General features: G+C 68.4%; 13 protein-coding genes. All 13 read left to right on the top strand.

What is annotated here, in order from left to right:
• Positions 1-629: 629 nt before the first annotated feature.
• Positions 630-2,918: a phage tail sheath C-terminal domain-containing protein gene (locus tag JF290_RS00245; protein ID WP_199022710.1), complete on the top strand. Its 2,289-nt coding sequence runs from the start codon at positions 630-632 to the stop codon at positions 2,916-2,918.
• A 22-nt stretch (positions 2,919-2,940) separates the two neighbouring features.
• Positions 2,941-3,321, top strand: coding sequence for a hypothetical protein (locus tag JF290_RS00240; RefSeq protein WP_199022709.1), 381 nt, complete (start codon positions 2,941-2,943; stop codon positions 3,319-3,321).
• Between the two features lie 30 nt (positions 3,322-3,351).
• The gene (locus JF290_RS00235) at positions 3,352-4,668 is read left to right on the top strand and encodes a hypothetical protein (protein WP_199022708.1); all 1,317 of its coding nucleotides are present in this window, start codon (positions 3,352-3,354) and stop codon (positions 4,666-4,668) included.
• Positions 4,668-5,363 (top strand): hypothetical protein, encoded by a 696-nt coding sequence (locus JF290_RS00230; RefSeq protein ID WP_199022707.1) that lies wholly within the window; start codon positions 4,668-4,670, stop codon positions 5,361-5,363. The genes JF290_RS00235 and JF290_RS00230 overlap by 1 nt, the downstream gene beginning before the upstream one ends.
• Positions 5,364-5,499: 136 nt before the next feature.
• On the top strand, positions 5,500-6,522 hold the full coding sequence (locus JF290_RS00225) for a hypothetical protein (RefSeq protein WP_199022706.1): 1,023 nt from the start codon (positions 5,500-5,502) through the stop codon (positions 6,520-6,522).
• Complete coding sequence (locus JF290_RS00220) at positions 6,522-7,211, top strand: hypothetical protein (RefSeq protein WP_199022705.1); 690 nt, start codon at positions 6,522-6,524, stop codon at positions 7,209-7,211. The genes JF290_RS00225 and JF290_RS00220 overlap by 1 nt, the downstream gene beginning before the upstream one ends.
• Positions 7,212-7,223: 12 nt before the next feature.
• Positions 7,224-7,625 carry a PAAR domain-containing protein gene (locus JF290_RS00215; protein WP_199022704.1) on the top strand — a complete coding sequence of 134 codons (402 nt, stop codon included), beginning with the start codon at positions 7,224-7,226 and terminating at the stop codon, positions 7,623-7,625.
• A gap of 96 nt (positions 7,626-7,721) precedes the next feature.
• Entirely contained in the window at positions 7,722-8,204 is a 483-nt protein-coding gene (locus JF290_RS00210; protein WP_199022703.1) for a GPW/gp25 family protein, read from the top strand.
• 91 nt (positions 8,205-8,295) lie between these two features.
• Positions 8,296-10,035 carry a baseplate J/gp47 family protein gene (locus JF290_RS00205; RefSeq protein WP_199022702.1) on the top strand — a complete coding sequence of 580 codons (1,740 nt, stop codon included), beginning with the start codon at positions 8,296-8,298 and terminating at the stop codon, positions 10,033-10,035.
• The gene (locus JF290_RS00200; RefSeq protein WP_199022701.1) at positions 10,032-11,348 is read left to right on the top strand and encodes a hypothetical protein; all 1,317 of its coding nucleotides are present in this window, start codon (positions 10,032-10,034) and stop codon (positions 11,346-11,348) included. The genes JF290_RS00205 and JF290_RS00200 overlap by 4 nt, the downstream gene beginning before the upstream one ends.
• A 9-nt stretch (positions 11,349-11,357) precedes the next feature.
• Positions 11,358-11,813, top strand: a complete 456-nt coding sequence (locus tag JF290_RS00195) for a hypothetical protein (protein WP_199022700.1) — start codon at positions 11,358-11,360, stop codon at positions 11,811-11,813.
• An 18-nt stretch (positions 11,814-11,831) separates the two neighbouring features.
• A complete protein-coding gene (locus tag JF290_RS00190; RefSeq protein WP_199022699.1) occupies positions 11,832-12,773 on the top strand; it encodes a hypothetical protein in 942 nt (313 codons plus the stop codon).
• A gap of 3 nt (positions 12,774-12,776) precedes the next feature.
• Positions 12,777-14,516 carry a coiled-coil domain-containing protein gene (locus tag JF290_RS00185; RefSeq protein ID WP_199022698.1) on the top strand — a complete coding sequence of 580 codons (1,740 nt, stop codon included), beginning with the start codon at positions 12,777-12,779 and terminating at the stop codon, positions 14,514-14,516.
• Positions 14,517-14,518: the final 2 nt, after the last annotated feature.

The raw sequence follows: 14,518 nt of genomic DNA, 5'->3' as shown, positions 1-14,518 counted from the left end.
CAAAAGAGATAGTTTCAGACAATTTCAACCAGTCTCGGTTTCCCACAAGCGGGGAAAATCAGACCGCAGAAAAATCTGACGCTACTTGGCAAGAGCAGCAGTGCAGTTCCGTTTAGAACTCGTTCGGAAGCACAGATGGCGTACATGGGCGAAATGGTTAACGACCCAGGCGTGAACGCAGACGAGGTTTTGCAGGCTTCGTATTCCCTGTCGGCCTTTGCACAACCCGTTCAAATCCTCAAAACGGCCAGTGCGAACACTTAGCTCGATGTTCAGCCAGCAGCCCGTTTCTTGGCTAACCGCGGCCCCCGAATGAGCACCTCCCCATCTGTCGGACAGGATTGGTGCATACTCCACTCACCTTTAACGTGTGAGAAAACCGTTGACACGTAGTTAACGGCGAGCCTACGCTTTGTCATGTAGATCAAGGTATTGAGGGGAGGTTCGCGGTCAGGCTTCGGCACGACCGTTGCTCGCGCAACGAGTTCTATCCGCGGCATCGCTCGACCCACCCGATTTCTTTTTTCGCGGGCACTTGCCCGTCTCGATGCCGCGGAGCGATTTGACGACCGTTCGGATGGCTGGTCCTGCCCTGCCGCGAAGAACTGGCGTTGAAATGGGAGATGGGCATGGCGAAAGATCTGATTATCCCCGGCGTCTCGGTCAGAACGGAATTCGAACCGGTACCGCCCCTGCCCAGCGTGGCGGGCGTTCTCGGCGTTGTCGGGGTCACCGACCGCGGCCCACTCACCCCGGTCCGGATCGGGTCCTATGCCGAATTCATCGAAACCTTCGGCCCGGCCTCGCGCTTTACCTTGCCGGAACTGCGCGACGCGCTGGCCAATGGAATCACCCGTGCGGTGGTCTGCCGACTGGCACCCGCGGCGGGACGCAAGGCGACGCTCACGCTGATGGATGCCGATGGCGAGGCGGCGATGGTCCTGGAGGCGCGCGCCGAGGGTGCCTGGGGCCGCACACTCGCCGCGAAGGTGACGGAGGTGCGCACGCTCGGCGGCCAGGGCGTGAAATACATCAACCTCGAGATCCTGCTGAATGGCGCGGTGGTAGAGCGTCACGACGGCCTGGTCTCCGATCCGAACAGCCCGGATTACATGTTCGCGCGGATCAACAACGGCTCCGCGCTGGTCACGGCCATCGACCCGGTCTTCGGCCGCGCGCTGCCGCCGGACGTTCCCCAGACTGCATTGGCCGAAGCCGACGGGCGTGCGGCACAGCTGGTCCTGCAGGCCGGGGGTGCCGACGTGGTGACCGTGGCCGCACGGCGGCAGGGGCGCGCCGGCAACCGGACATCGGTCACGGTGCGGGACGGGCGCGCCGGGCTCGTGTTGACCGGTGCGGGCGACGAGCCGATGATGAAGGTCACTGCGCGGGCCCCCGGCACAGCGGGCACCGGTTTCCGCGTCACGGTGAGCGCTGCCCCCGGGGGCACGACGCTGGTCGTGACGCCGCCGGGCGGGGCCGCGCCGCGCAATATCGGTCCGGCGACGACGCTGGCCGAACTGGTCGCGGGCTTCGATGCCGATCCGGATCTGTCTGCCGCGGCCATCGGGACCGCCTTGCCTGCCGTGGCGGCCTCCGCACCGCTGGCCCGCCAGGTCACGCTGGAAGTGGTCACCGAGGGCCAGGACACCCGCCGCTACGAAGACCTACCCGACCTCGCCGCAATTCAGGCGATCGACGATTCAGTCATACGCTTCACCGCCGTGGAGGGCGCGACCGCCCTGCCCGATACCGCGCCCGGCGCACCGCTGTCCGGCGGACGCGCCCGTGGCCGGGCGCTCGCCGTGGAGGCCGAGGCCCCGACCCAGCCGCTGGTCGAATTCGTGCCTGCCGACAACGCGCCTGACTCCATCGCCGTGCGGTTGCGGCGGGGCGTGTCGACGCTCGACAACACGACTGCGGTGATCGATCTCGACGTCTTTGTCGATGGCACGCTGACCGCGACCTTCGCCAACCTCACCATGGATCCCGACGACGAAAACTACCTGCCCGCCGTACTGCAGGGCTCGGGCCTGGTCGAGGCGGTGGATCTCTTCGTGCGCTCCGGCACCACCGCGCTTCCGATGGGCTTCGTGCGGCCACGCAGCTTTGACGGCGGCGGCGACGCGGTCTCGACCGATGACTACCTCGCTGCCTTGGAACGGATGGAGCAGGCCGAGGAAGTGGACCTCGTGCTCGCCTCCGTCGCCAACCAGCTTGACGATGCCGGCGTGCGGACCGTGCACCGGCAGATCGTCGCGCATTGTTCAAAGATGGCCGGGCCGGCGCGCAACCGGATCGGCTTCGGCTCGGTCACAGCGTCCGAGCAGGGCTCTACCGCGGCGATGATCGACCACGCCAACGACGTGAGGTCCGACCATTTCGCGTTGGTGGCGCCATCGGGGATCGCGCCGGCCTTCGTCGGACTGCTCGGTCGGCTCGAGGTCTTCGAGTCGCCCACCTTCAAGACGCTCGCCAATCCCGCCGCGCCGCCGGGTGCCTATTCCGATGCCGAGCTTGAACAGCTCGTCTCCGCCAACGTGGTCGCGGTCAACAGCCGCCGCCAGCGCGGCACCATCGCGATCAAGGGAATCCTGACCTCGGGGCGGCAGATCAACGTGCAACGCACGGTGAACAAGGCTGTCCGCGACATCGACGCCATTGCGCAGAAGTTCATCGGCAAGCTCAACAACGAAGGCAACCGCACTGCGCTCAACCAGCAGGTGTTCGCGCTTCTGGGCCAGATGGAGCGCGATGGTGCGCTGGTGCCGTCGACCAATGGCAGCGATCCGGCCTTCAAGACCGAAGTCAGCGCGACACAGGACGATTTCGCCAAGGGCATCGTCAGGGTCAGCGTGGCGCTACGCCCGGTGCGGGCGATCGACTACATTTACGTGACGATTTTCGTTCAAAACTGATCCGGCCCGGGGGACCTGAGAGATGCCGCAGATCTACACCGCCTTCGCGTCCGAGGTGAAAATCGACGACGAGACCATCGAGGGCCTGCAATCCATCGAATACAGCCACGCAAAGGCTCGATCCGAGATCGGCGCCATCGGTACCGACCGCCGCATCGCGGTCTATTTCGGCACCAAGAGCGTGACGGGACGGCTGCGCATCGCCTCTGGCAATGCGACGCTGGACGGGTTGCTGGACGGCAACACCGCCTTCGCGATCTCGGCCACGCTGCGCCACGGCGAGCAAAGCCGGCAACTGGCGTTTGAGGACTGCTACCTTGACCAGAAGAGCTTCGGGATGTCCGCCGAAGGGCATGGCGAGGCGATCTACGAGTTCACATCGAGCGCCGTCCGAGAGGAATAGGCGTCTCGGGCACGGCGGGGGGCGGCCGGAATGCCGACGACAATCGATACCGAGGGCATGGTGGTCCGCGCCGGCGGGCAGACCTATCCCTTCGCACCGGACCCGGCGACGGGAGGCGTGACGCTGGCCCTGCCCGATGATCCCGTCGTGGTGCGGCCGTTGACCTGGGCAGAGCGGGTTCGTCTCGCACGGTTCGCCGAACTGGGACTGTCGGGGCTTCAAAGCGCATTGGTTGAACTTGCAACCGGCCGAGACCTCGACGGCACGGAAGCGCAGGCCGCGGCCCAGCTCGCCGCATGGCTCGACCGGCCGCAGGGCGGCGGGCTCGACGAAGCTGAACTGGCGGCGCAGGCCTTGGGGCTCTCCCGTGCGACGGGCTGGTCGCTGGCCGAGATCGACGCCCGCCCCGCGCGCGAGATCGACGCCTTCCTGCGCCATGTCGGAGTACAGCCAACACATGAAGCGCCTGTCACCCGCGCTCGGGCGGATCCGCCGCCCGGTTTCACCCGAATCGACGTCTTGCCCGATCCGGCAGAGGCTGCGCCACCGCTAGGCACGGATGCGGTTCAGAGGTCTGCAACGACCGATACGACCGAGCCGTCCGCGAACCGCGCTACGACCGGTCAGGGTCCGGGCGGCCATCCCAGCGCCGGACCGACCACATCCGCTGTTACACCGCACCGCGTGACAGAGATCGACGCCACACAATCCGAACCGGAGCGGGGTGCCACGAGCACCAAGACGTCGGATCGGACTAAACCCGGTATACAGGAGACTGCACGGAGTGCGGCGCCGCCCGCGCCTGCGACGCCTGCGACCCGGCGCAAACCGGTGTTCAGGGTCGTGCCGGTCACACCCGAGACGATGGCCGCCCCGGCCCCTGACAGGCCGACCACCGCGTCCCCCGACCGAAAAACGGAACCTCCACAGGTCTCGCAACCTGTCGCGGCATACCCGGACACCCCGTCCGCCACCACCGCTGCGCCGCCATCGGAGGCAGGACGCCGGCAGTTTGCACCGACCTCGCCCGGGCCGGCTTTCGGCGCGGTTGCGGGCAACGCGCATTTTCCTGACGCCCACCTCAGCCCCCCTAGATACGATACCTGGCAGCGGGGCACAGCGACCGCCCTGCCCGCGGCGTTCGAAGCGCCCACCACGCTTGCGCAGCAAGGCCAAACGGCGCGCCCAGTCTCGCCCCTGCCCGACCGCGCGCCGCCCGCATTCGACACCACGCCGTTGGTCGAGACCTCCGTTCCCCCGGCCGACCCGGTCGCAGAGGTGATCGACGCGCTCGAACGCGCCTTTGAAGAGACCGCGCGCGACCTCGGCCTGCTGGAGGAGCGCTGATGCCCGCCGTGCCGATGATCGACGACATCGCGCTCTCCGCAGTGCAGGTGATCCGCCAGTCGACTTCACTCGACCTCGCTCCGGCAAAGGTGATGGGGCTTGCCGGCCGGGTGCACCAGAATTTCGGCCGCAGCGGTCACCGCGTCGAACTGTCGGGCCTGCTGCTTGGCGAAACGGCTGGTGACGACTTGGCCGCGTTGCAGGAAAAGGCCGCCGGGGGTGAAGAAGTGGCGTTCGTTTCGGACATCACGGTCGCGCTCGAAATCGAGACCATGGTGATCGCGGCCTTCGAAGCCGAGCAGCGCGTCGGCCCTGCCTCGCAGTATTTTTACCGCGTGGTACTGGAAGAGAGCCCGGAACTGCCGCCACCGGCAGAGGTGTCGTCCTTCGGTGGCCTGCCCGGGCTCGGCGATGCGGGGCTGCCTGGACTCGACGATCTGGGTTTCGACGCGGGCGCGCTCGGCGATCTCGCGAGCGACTTGCAGGACCAGGCGGCCGGCGTGATGGGCGCCCTCGACGATGCGCTCGATGTGCTCGAACAACTCGAAGGTCTCACCGGTCTTGTGGATCTTGGCAGCGTGGGCAATGTGCTCGGCCCGGTCACCGACGAGATCGCCGGACTGGGCGAGGCCGGCAGCGGAACGGCCGGGCTTGGAGACGCAATCGGCCGGATAACCGGCGGGGGCGGATCATGAGCCAGGTCTGTTGCATCCGTCCCGCAACATCCCGACCGGGCCCGGCGGTTTCGGATCGCGTTCTGGGATTTGAACCGAAACGCGCAAAGTCTTGCCGTGCTTTCAATCGCGGCGCTCTGCGGCACGGGAGGGTCTGATGCCGCAACTGCGCCCCACTTACGCGTTGACGCTGGGAAACGGACTGTGGGACCGGCAGGTGCTGGCGCTGGATCTGACGCTGACGCTGGCGCCGGGGATCGACCGGCTCGAGGCGGTGCTGCCGCCCGAGGCACCGTTCGATGCCGCGCCGGGCGAGCCCTGCAGCCTGACGCTGGGCAATGGCGAGCGCGAGGAGGCGGTGTTTACAGGGGTGATCCGCAGCGTCGCGCCATCGCTGCATGGCTGGCGAGTTGTGGCCGTGAATGCCGGCGGTCGCATGTCCGCGATCCGTCCGGCGGTGACCTTCGAAGGCGTGTCGGCCGGACGAGTGGTGCGCGACCTCGCGTCCGAGGCAGAGGTGGAGACCGGCGCGGTCACCGATGGGGTCGACCTCGCCTTCTACGTCGCCGATCCCGCGCGCACCGCGTGGGAACACGTCGCCCGGCTTGCCGCAATGTCGGCCGCCTTCGCCCGGGTCGGCGCGGACGGCGCGCTCGAGGTCTTCGAGATCGGCGCCGGGACCGCCGACACCGCGCTGGCCCATGGCCGCGACCTGCTGCGCCTCACCCACCGGGAGCGGGACGATGCCGGCACGGCCTTCCGGGTCTGCGGCGAAGCGATGGCGGGCACGGCCTCCGCGCCCGAGGCACTGCGCCCGATCATCGATCCACTCGACGGTGATGCTCCCGCCCCCGACCGCCGAATCCTGTTTCGCCCCGCGCTGCGCACGCCCGACGGCGCATCCATGGCCGGCGCCGGACTGACCCGGGCGCACCAGGCCACGTCGCGCCAGCTCGTCTTTCAAGGCTGGCTGCAGCCGCAGCTTCGCCCCGGCCAGCGGATCGAGCTGCAGGGCCTGCCCGACTCCGTCGCCACCGGCGCCGCCTGGGCCGAGACCGTACGTCACGTGGTGACACCTTCCGGCGCGCGCAGCCACGTCACCGCCAACCGCGACCCGGACGGGTTCGACCCGCTGGCGCTTCTGGGCTCGCTCGGCGGCGCGCTCTCGGCGGTGTTCTGATGTCGGACGTGCAGGGCATCCTTCGTACCGTTCAGGCCATTGCGCGCCACGAGGTCGGCAAGCAGGCCGCCCCCCGGCTCGCCATCGTGACCTCTGTGCATGGCGCCAATGGCCAGCCGGATCATGCCTGTACCGTGCGGCTGCGTGAAAGCGAGATCGTCCTGCCCAAGGTGCCGATCGCCACCGGGCTGATCGGTGCAGTCGGCCTGCCGCAGGAGAACGACCTCGTGGTGGTTCTGTTCCTTGACGGCGACATGCACGCGCCGGTGATCGCCGGGCGGCTGTACTCTGACGATGTGGCGCCGCCACCGCACGGGCCGGACCAGGTCGTCGTCGCCCTGCCCCCGCGCGCCGAGACGCCCGACGACCAACTCATCGTCACGGCCGACACGCCGGGCGACAGCCGATCGCTGACCGTGGCGCTCGGCGGCGATGTGGCTGTGCAGGTCGAAGTGTCCGACGGGCGCATCGCGCTGACCATGGGCGACAAGACGCAGGTGACTCTGACGCAGTCCGGTGCCTCGGACGGCAAGGTCGAGATCGCCGCCGGCACCGCGAAGATCACGCTGGAGCAGGACGGCGACATCGCCATCGAAACGGCGGGCAAACTGTCGCTCAAGGGCACGGAGGTCGAGATCGCGGGCGATGCGGGCGTGAAGATCAACGGCGCCACGGTCGAACTGAACTGAAGGAGGAAACTGATGGGCAACCCGGCGGCGAAGGCGAATGACAGGATCGTGGCGGTCGATACCCATATCGTCATGGTGCCGGCGGGACCGTCGCTGGTGCCGACACCGCTGCCGCACCCGTTCTCGGGGCTCCTGACCGGCGGGCTCGATCCCAGTGTGAAGGTGGCGGGACAGGCCGCCGCCGTGGTGGGTTCGACCGCCGACAACACGCCGCCGCACCTTCCAACACCGCCCGGAACCGCCTTTCAGAAACCGCCGACGAACAAGGCCGAGGTGGTGATGGGCTCGGCCACGGTCATGATCGGTGGCAAACAGGCGGCGCGGATGGGAGACATGGCCAAGACCTGCAACGACCCCGTGGATCAGCCAGTGGGCCAGGTGATCGCCGCCGGAACCGTGCTGGTGGGGGGCTGATATGCGCAAGGGCTCCTCACTTAAAGCGCCCTGGATGGTCGCCCCGCCCGCGTCCTGCACTACGGCGCTCCTGCACCCGACATCGAGGAGGCGCCGGTGACCGACGTCCTGCGCAGCGACATCGGCCTGACGCGCTTCACCGGTGTGCCCTCGGCGATCCGGCTGACCGAAGCGGATTCCTGGGGCACGCTCGACGCCGGCCTGGTGCCGGGAATGCGCGGCGGGGTGGCGCAGGACCGCGAACCGAAGGACCTTGCCCGGGTCTCAGGCCGCGAGAACCTCGCACAGGCGCTGATCCTGCGGCTGCTGACGCCGGTCGGGTCGCTGAAGGGGCTTGGCCATCCGCGCTATGGCTGCCGGCTGACCGAGTTGATCGGCATGGGCAACACCGACCTGTCGCGGCTGCGCGCCCGGCTCTACGTGCTGCAGGCATTGCGGCAGGAACGGCGCGTCGCGGAGGTTCTGGGCTTGAGCGTCGTGACGGTCGACGACCGCCCCGAGACCGTGCGCATCGCCTTTTCGGTCCGCCCGCTGGGCGAGGACGAGGCGATGTCGCTGGGGCTGGAGGTGGCACTTTGAGAGGCGCTCTTGGCATTTCGCCCACCGTCGCGCCGACCAGGCCGGGGTTTCTCTTGCCGATCTGCGCTCAAGGCACCCCGGAGGGCAGGCCATGACCTTCGTCAACCGCCCCTATGACCAGATCGTGGTCGACGTCCTGACGACGCTCACCGCCGGGGTCGCCGAAGAGAGCCATCGCGTCAGCTACGACCCCAATGCAAGCCCGCCGCAACCCGTCACCGTCACCCTGAAGAAGCGCCCGGTGTCGCGCGTCTCGATGGTCCGCGGCTTCCTGCCCAATCCCGACCCGACGGGGGAACCGCTGCCGCATGTCTTCCGGCTCGACGAATACGAACTGGTCGGCGGACCGGAGGACCCGGACGACAGTTCCGTCCTGCGCTTCGTGCGCCCCGACCGCCGGCCCGCGCCCGACACCGACCTGTCGATCAACTACTACCCCGCCACGTCCGAGCCCACGCCGATCACCGATGTCAACGTGGGCTCTGTCGCCCGTACGCTGGTCGAGGCGGTCTCGACCGAGATGGCCAAGCTCTACGCCCAGCTCAACCTCGCCTATGACAGCGCCTTCCTCGAAACCGCTCAAGGCGCCGCCCTGGACCGGGTGGTGGCCCTTCTGGCCCAGAAACGCGCGCGGGCCGGTGCGGCCGTGGGCAGCGTGCGGTTTTCGCGCCGCGCCGGCGCACAGGGCACGATCACCATCCCCGTCGGCACGCCGGTGACCGACATCGCCGACACCGCGCGCTACGAAACGGTGGAGCCGCGCCAGATGCTCGCCGGCGAAAGCGTGACAGAGGTGCGCGTGCGCGGCACCCACGCGGCGGTGCCGGCGGTGGAGGCGAACGTGCTGACCGTGACCCAGCGTACCATTGCGGGCATCGACGCGGTGACCAACCCGCGCCCCACCACCCGCGCCACAACCGACGAAAGCGACGACGACCTGCGCCGCCGCGTGGCCGGCGCGCTTCTGGCGGCGAACAAGGGCACGGTCACGGCGCTGAAGAACGGCCTCATGGCCCTGCCCGACATCCGCAGCGTCGCGGTGCACGAGGAACCCAACGGCCTGCCCGGCGAGATCGAGATCGCGCTGGACATCGACGGCCAGTCCCCCGGCGACCCGTTGCCCCCGGTTGTCGCCAACACGATCGAGGATCTGCGCCCGGCGGGAATCCGCGTCGTGACCGCCTCCGCCGCGCGGGCCGAAGTGGCGCTCCGGCTGACGCTGCTGCTCGCCGGCGCGCCGCAGACCGAAGCGGTGGTGGCGGGCATCCTGTCGGACGTGACGGACGTTCTGGAGACCAAGGTGAACGCGACGGGACTCGCCACGCGCATCCGCAACGGCCCGCTGGTGGCCGCGGTGCTGGCAGACGGCCGGATCGCCGACGTAAAGATCGCACTGTCTCTGAAGGGTGAAACCGGCAGTCAGGGAGCCGACCTGACCATAGAGCCGCAGGCCTCTGTCATCGTCGCGCGGTCCGACATCGTGTTCGATCCGGTGGCCTTCGAGGACGCCCCCGCCGACGCGACCGGCACGCAGGGTACCGCAAGCCTTTCGCTGCGGGCGATCCCGGATGCCGGTGCCACGCTGCAACAGGCGGAAAGCGCGATCCGCACCGCCTTCGAAGCGCTCGTCGCTGCGCTCCGCCCGGGAGACACGCTGGCGCATTCTGCCGTCCTGACAGCCCTGTCGGGCGATTTCACGCTTGACCCGGATTCGGTGATCGTCACCGTGCAAGCGGGCGATCTCTTCGCCGAGGTGGTCTCCACTGGCCCCCCCTTCACCCTGCCTGACGGGCTGGCGCTCGCCACCGGGACGGTGGAGGTGATGGCATGACTGCCTATTCGCGCATATCCGCACGTCTGCCGCCGCCGCTGACCGATGCGCCGGAGTCGCTCATCGGGCAGGTGCTGGGCGCGATCTCGCTGCAGATCGACGCGTTCAACGAGGATCTCGACCGGATGCGGCAGACCCATTGGGTGAACTTCGCCTACCGGGTCGAAGATCTCGACAAGCTGGCCGCGCTTCTGGGCATCGAGCGTTTCGAATGGGAACACCTTCGGCTTTTCCGCGCCCGGTTGCTGGCACTGGTCGCGGCACGGCTCCGCGGCGCGGTGGGGCCCGAGGAGATCAAGCGCTTCGTGCTCGACTACCTGCGCGGGGTGCAAGGTGCGGTCGATGGGCTCACTCTGGCGCCCGGCCTCACCGAGAGTGCTGATGCCGACGCCTATGGGCCAATCGCCGCGCGGCCGCTTTACCGGCCGTTTCGCTTCGTCGAGACGCCACCCCGACGCGTGCGCTCCAGGGCCCTGGCCGCGCGGCGGGGGCGGGTGCCCTACCTCTTTCGCTGGAGCGACACGAATGCCGGGCTCGACCTGGCGCGGCCAAGGATCGTCATCGCCGGCTATCCGGACGGTGCCACCGCCTCGCCGGTGCTGGTGAACATCACCACCGGCGCCGCCATCGGCTACAGGGGAACGGTGCGCTTCGGCGAACGGCTGGTTATTGAAGCCGGCGGACCCGACGGTAAGGCGCGCGCCCGCATCGACGATCGAGACGTAACCCACGGGCTTTATTCGCTGGGCGCCGTGCAGCTCGGCACGCCTTGGACACCGGACGATCTCGACACAACGCCCGCCCTGCCCGAGATCGCCCGCGGCGCGAACGACTGGGTGTTTTTACTGGTTGGCCATTTCGGCGAGCCAAGCCTGTCGCGCGCCTTCTTCGCCCTGGCGTCCGACGCTCTGCGCGAAGGCGTCTGGAACCGGACCCGGTTCGGCGAGGCGGTGTTTGCCGGCGGCACGAGGGCCGGTCTCAGCCTCACCTGGGACGAGAGCACACCGGCCAGCTTCGAGATCGGTGTGCCGCAGCATCTCGTGGCCGAACCCGAGACGATCAACGCGCTGTCGGGCGACGCGCCGCACGTGCTGGTCGCCCGCGCACTTGGGCTGATGATCGAGCGGCTGCGCGCCGCCGGGGTGCGCGCCCGGGTCAGGCACGACCGCTTCACGGAACGCATGGCCGTGCGGGACAGCTTCCGCACCTCGTTTCACACGTTGCCGCCGGAACGGACCGGCGCGGCGCGCACCCGCATCGCGCAGGGCGGACGCTTTGACGACACGGCGCTCGGCCGGTCGCGTTTTGAGTAGGAGGACAGGATGCCGGGACGTATCACGGGGCATCTCAGGCTCATCACCCCCACCGCCACTCGGGCGGGCACGAACCTCGTCACTCGTGGCGGCGGCGAGATCGTGGCGCGCCGGCTCTTCGGTGCCGAGGCCGCGCCGGTCGACCGTGTGGGCCTTGGCTTCGCCCGCGACAGCGCCGACGCGGACGCCACCAAGCTGACCCCCCCCGACACCGACATCGCCGCCGATGCGCTGAGCGCGCCCCTGCCGCAGGAAGCGCTGAGTTTCGTCACCGATCTTGACGGGATCGTGCGGGTCTCGGTGGCGGCGGAGTTCACGCCCATTGCCGATCTGGAGGACGTCACCGAGGCGGGGCTCTTCGCCGGCGACACGCTTTATAACCAGGTGGTCTTCGAGCCGGTAACACTTCGCACCGGCCAACGGGTCACTTTCTTCTGGGACATCGACATCCCATTCGGCGACTGACTGTCAAGGAGACGCAAGATGAACAATCTGAGCATGAACATCCTGGGCTTTCCAGCGGTCAACAAGGATATCGACGTAGAGATCCGCGACGTGCTGACCAATGCCGTGGTGCAGCAGCGCAAGCCCTTCCTCGACGGCACGGTAACCTTCCCACGGATGCGGCCCGGCTCCTACGAGGTCGTGCTGAAGCACCCCAACCTCGCGTTGCCCGTGGCGCGACGGCCGATCCGCGTGCTGCCCAAGGGTCCGACCAAGATCACCATGATCATCGACCCGTCACAGTTCCGCGACACGCCCATCGCCGACATTCCCGATGCCGACCTCTCGCCCGTCCGGCAGGTGACCGAGGGGGTCGCCGCTCTGATGGCGCAGCTGGGCGAAAAGGAGGCGGGCGAGCTGATAAAGGCGGAGGACTGGAATGCGCTGGTCGACAACCTGCGGCAGACCGCCGAGGCGGTGACCGAGCTGACGCGGCTTGTCGCGCCCACCGGGCACAACCACCCGGAACTTGAAGACAAGTTCGATGAGGTGACCGGCAATTTCCGCTCCGCGCTCGAGATCCTCAACACCGCCATGGTCGAGCTGCAGCGCCAGATCCAGACGCTGAGCTTTCGCAAGACGGTGGACGACGTGCTCGACAGCGCGGGCATCGACCGCGAGAGCACGCAAGCCAAGCCCTGGCGCGACATCGTCGACCGGCTGGAGAAGGAGGCCTCCAAGAGCCCGACGCAGTTCTCGCGCGTGTCGCGCACCGCGGGGGTGGAACTGGCCACGCAGATCGAGAAGGTGCTGCAGGACAAGCCCGACCTTGTCGATGCGAAATCCGTCGCCGAGGCCAGCGCCTATTCCGACCTGCTGCGCACGACGAAGGCCACCTCCTACGCCGCCGAGCTGGCCGAGCAGCAGAAACGCGACCGCACGCTGGGCGGCACGACCGTCAAGGCGTTCAAGGGGGTCTGAGCCATGGTTCTTGAGAAACTCGCGGGCATCACCGACGCGCTGGACGAGATCGACGACAAGGCCCGTGGCGGACCGATCGAGGCGGCGTCATGGAACGCGCTTGTCGGCGCGGTGCAGGTGCTGGTCGACATCGTGCGCGACCAGGACCTGGCCCGCAACGAGGCGCTCAAGTCAAAGTTCGCCCCCGCCGATCATGGTCACGAGGGCGAGATCACCGAACGCTGGCTGGAACCCGCTCTGGCAGCCCGGCTTGAAGGCGCAGGCGGACTGACGGCGCAACGCGATCTCAGCGCGCTGTCGCGTCAGGTCAAGGCGCTCTCTGCCGAGGTGGCGCGGCTGCGCGAAAGCGTCGAGAGCCAGCGCCGCGAGGTCGACCGCTTTGCCGTCGGCCAGTTCGACACGCGGCGCGAAGTGGAGTCGTTTCAGCCGAAACTCGACGAGATCGACGCGGTGCGTCTCAGCCTCGACGGGATCGACGGGCGGCTTGGCGCGGTCTCCGACGACATCGCCGTGGCGCGCGAATTGTCCGCGCGACTGACCGACCCCAACGGCAACCCGATCGACATCGCCGCCCTGTCCAAGCAGATCGAGGAGGCCACCGCCCTGCGCGACGCGATTCTGGGCGTGGACGGCGACATCCTGCGGACGCGCGACCTGGAACTGCGTTTGCGCCAAGTCGAGGATTTGGCCGGGCTCGAGGATGCGGGCAACGCGCTTGACGATCGCTTCGCTGTTCTGCGCTCGGACATGCAGAGCGAGGTGGCAGCCTCGGTGGCCGATGCCGATACCGCAACGCGCACGGCGCTCCAGGAAGATCTCGACACCCGCTTCGCCACTGTCACCGCCGAGCGCGAGTCCGCGCTCGATGCCTTTCGCAGCGAGAACCAGGCGCAGATCGCCGCCGCCCGCACCGCCATTGAGGCCGGCATGAATGCCGCGCTGCCCGGAGCCGTCGCCGACGCGACGGCGGGGATCGAGACGCGGCTCAAGACCGGGCTCGACGCGCGTTTCGCCGAACAGAGCCGGACGCTGGAAACACAGGTCATGACCGCCGCCCGGACCGCCGTCGCGCCCTTGCGCACCGAGATCGCCGCCGAGGTGCTGGCCTCGACCGAGGCCCGCATCGACACGCGCACCGCCGCGCTGAGCGCAAACCTCGATACACGGCTCGGCGCAATGGACACACGGCTTGCCGCGCTCGACAACGACATCGTCGACGCGGTCGAAACCGCCACCGCCGAGACGCGTGGCACGCTGGAAACTTTCGCGCAGCAGGAGATCGCCCGCCAGACCGCCAAGGTGCAGAAGACGATCAGCGAGGATCTGCGCGCCGGGATCGGCACGGCGGTGGCCGAGGAAACCGCCGACCTCTCGGCCCAAATCGACCAGCGCCTCGAGGAACGGTTCGCGGCGCTCGACGGGCGGCTGGACTCGGCAGTGAACGCGCGCCTCGCCGGGCTGGAGGAAACCATCGCCAAGGCCGTGGACGAGCGGGTCGCGAAACTGGACATCGACGCGCGGTTCGCCACCATGACCCGCGCGCAGCAGGATACCGTGGCCAGCGCCGTTGCCTCTGCCGAAAGTCGGCTGCGCGCCGACCAGACGAGGCTGCTGAACGAGAACGCCAAGGCGCTCCGGACCGAGATCGAGACCGCGCGCCTGTCGGCCATCAACGAAGCCACCGTCACCCTGCGCGACCGGCCCGTCATCCGGGGCGACGGACGTGTCGTCGTGCCCCGCTAGGA

The sequence above is a fragment of the Sedimentitalea arenosa genome (assembly GCF_016428585.1).
Taxonomy (GTDB): Bacteria; Pseudomonadota; Alphaproteobacteria; order Rhodobacterales; family Rhodobacteraceae; genus Sedimentitalea; species Sedimentitalea arenosa.
This window is presented reverse-complemented; position numbering and strand designations above follow the sequence as displayed.

Coding starts and splice junctions, on each gene's coding strand:
- JF290_RS00245 (WP_199022710.1), top strand. CDS start 630: ATGGCGAAAGATCTGATTATCCCCGGCGTCTCGGTCAGAACGGAATTC.
- JF290_RS00240 (WP_199022709.1), top strand. CDS start 2,941: ATGCCGCAGATCTACACCGCCTTCGCGTCCGAGGTGAAAATCGACGAC.
- JF290_RS00235 (WP_199022708.1), top strand. CDS start 3,352: ATGCCGACGACAATCGATACCGAGGGCATGGTGGTCCGCGCCGGCGGG.
- JF290_RS00230 (WP_199022707.1), top strand. CDS start 4,668: ATGCCCGCCGTGCCGATGATCGACGACATCGCGCTCTCCGCAGTGCAG.
- JF290_RS00225 (WP_199022706.1), top strand. CDS start 5,500: ATGCCGCAACTGCGCCCCACTTACGCGTTGACGCTGGGAAACGGACTG.
- JF290_RS00220 (WP_199022705.1), top strand. CDS start 6,522: ATGTCGGACGTGCAGGGCATCCTTCGTACCGTTCAGGCCATTGCGCGC.
- JF290_RS00215 (WP_199022704.1), top strand. CDS start 7,224: ATGGGCAACCCGGCGGCGAAGGCGAATGACAGGATCGTGGCGGTCGAT.
- JF290_RS00205 (WP_199022702.1), top strand. CDS start 8,296: ATGACCTTCGTCAACCGCCCCTATGACCAGATCGTGGTCGACGTCCTG.
- JF290_RS00200 (WP_199022701.1), top strand. CDS start 10,032: ATGACTGCCTATTCGCGCATATCCGCACGTCTGCCGCCGCCGCTGACC.
- JF290_RS00195 (WP_199022700.1), top strand. CDS start 11,358: ATGCCGGGACGTATCACGGGGCATCTCAGGCTCATCACCCCCACCGCC.
- JF290_RS00190 (WP_199022699.1), top strand. CDS start 11,832: ATGAACAATCTGAGCATGAACATCCTGGGCTTTCCAGCGGTCAACAAG.
- JF290_RS00185 (WP_199022698.1), top strand. CDS start 12,777: ATGGTTCTTGAGAAACTCGCGGGCATCACCGACGCGCTGGACGAGATC.